This is a genomic window from Collinsella sp. OM06-18AC (genome assembly GCF_003438785.1).
In the GTDB taxonomy this organism is placed as follows: Bacteria; Actinomycetota; Coriobacteriia; order Coriobacteriales; family Coriobacteriaceae; genus Collinsella.
The window spans coordinates 1-2,067 of record NZ_QSTX01000027.1 but is presented as its reverse complement, the minus strand read 5'-3'; the positions used below and the strand labels follow the sequence as shown (position 1 = coordinate 2,067).

Genomic DNA, 2,067 nt, shown 5'->3' with positions numbered 1-2,067 from the left:
GGAGGGGCGCCGGGGGCGGGAATCTGGGCGTACACATTTCCTACACAGTTTGTAATTCTCAGCTGTATTTAGCAGTAATAAAGAGGGGACCTCGTTTCCGAGATCCCCTCCTTCGTCTATCTATAGACTTAGGCATTCAAAGCCTTAGGCCAATAGCTTGCGACCGGACTCCTCAATCGCGTCAAGTGCTGCATCAGCCTCGGCGGCATCCGCGCCCTTTGCGAAGATGTACAGCTTAATCTTGGGCTCGGTGCCAGAAGGACGAACAATACCCTTGTTGCCACCCTCAAGATCGAACTCAATGACGTTAGCCTTCGGCAGGCCGTTCACGCAGGTGTTGTAATCCACGACGGCCTCAATCTTGGAACCGGCGAGCTCCGCGGGCGGGTTCTCGCGCAGACCAGCCATGATGCCGGCCATCTTTGCCGCACCCTCAGCGCCCGGATAGCTCAGCGAAATCGTCTTGTTGTGATAGTAGCCATACTTCTCGTACAGCTCGTGCATCGCATCGGCAAGGTTCTTACCCTGGAGCTTGTAATACTGCGCCATCTGGCAAATCAGAAGTGAAGTGCTCACGGCGTCCTTGTCGCGCACGTGGTCGCCGGCCAGATAGCCGTAGCTCTCCTCGAAACCAAAGATAAAGCGATCGACCTCGCCAGCATCGGAAAGAGAAGTAATGATGTCGCCGATGTACTTGAAGCCCGTCAGGCAGCGGCGGAGCTCAAAACCGTACTCGTCGGCCAGAGCGTCAACCATGGCGGAAGAAACGATAGTAGTAACGGCAACCTTCTTAGTGAGGTCCTCACCGCAGGCAGCACGGGTCTTGCAGATATAGTCGAGCAGCAGAACGCCCATCTCATTGCCGGTCAGTAGCAGATAGTCATCGCCATTTTTAACGGCAACGCCAACACGATCGGCGTCGGGATCGGTTGCAAGCAGCAAATCAGGGTGAACCTGCTCGCAGAGATCGATGCCCTTCTGCATGGCCTGACGGATCTCGGGGTTAGGATACGGGCAGGTCGGGAAATCGCCGTTAGGCTCCTTCTGCTCGGGAACAACCGTGACATCGGTGATGCCAGCGCGCTCGAGCACCGTGGTAACGGGAATGAGGCCGGTACCATTCAGCGGCGTATAGACAAGCTTGAGCGGCGCGCCGGCAATTTCCTCGGCAGAAAGGTTGGTCACGCCGCGCGCGAGAACGGCGTCGTAATAACGCTCGAGGCATGAGCCTTCGATCCATTTAACCAGACCCTGCTCAAGAGCCTCATCAAAGTCCATGGACTTCACGCCGGTGAATGTATCGGTCTCGGCGATAGCCTTAGAAATTGCATCGGCGGCCTCGCTGGTGATCTGGCAGCCATCGGGGCCATAGGCCTTATAGCCGTTATACGGCGCCGGGTTATGGCTAGCGGTCATGCAAATGCCACCGGAGCACTTAAGATCACGGACGGCCCAGGAGAGCGTCGGCACAGGAGAAATCTTGGGATACACGAGGGCAGTCACGCCATTTGCTGCAAGAATGGCAGCCGTCGTCTTAACGAACAGCTCACCTTTATTGCGACTATCGCGAGCGATGGCAACCGTCGGATGCTCAAAGGTCGCATTGAGATAGTCAGCGAATCCCTGGGTCGCACGACCGACCGTATAGATATTCATACGGTTAGTGCCCGCACCGATAGTGCCGCGAAGACCGGCGGTACCGAAGGCGAGATCCTGGAAGAAAGCGTCAGTGATGGCGTCCTCATCACCCTGCTCCTTCATCGTGTTGAGCTCAGCGAGGAGCTCCTCGTCCTTGACATTGGCAATCCAAGTATCAAGCAGCTCATGAACATCTGCCATGTGAGTCCTTCCGTCACAATCAATAAAACGACCCGTGTAAAAACAGGACAAGCGCAGCAGTGCGCTAAAGCAAATATTAGTCCATTGAGAACAGAGAACCGACCAAAGAACGGTGAACGTCTATATTCAGCGGTGGATGATTAAATTGATTTAATTGCATAAGAAATGTTGCCCGTAAACGCAAAAAAGGGGGAGGCCGCGAGGCCTCCCCCTTCTTCAAGTCATCCG

General features: G+C 55.2%; 1 protein-coding gene. It reads right to left on the bottom strand.

Annotated features, from left to right (window positions below):
- Positions 1-144: 144 nt before the first annotated feature.
- Complete coding sequence (locus DXB86_RS09800; protein WP_117736970.1) at positions 145-1,839, bottom strand: phospho-sugar mutase; 1,695 nt, start codon at positions 1,837-1,839, stop codon at positions 145-147.
- Between the last annotated feature and the right edge of the window lie 228 nt (positions 1,840-2,067).

What these genes read in the sequence shown, in the direction of transcription:
- DXB86_RS09800 (WP_117736970.1), bottom strand. Translation starts at nt 1,839, where the DNA reads ATGGCAGATGTTCATGAGCTGCTTGATACTTGGATTGCCAATGTCAAG.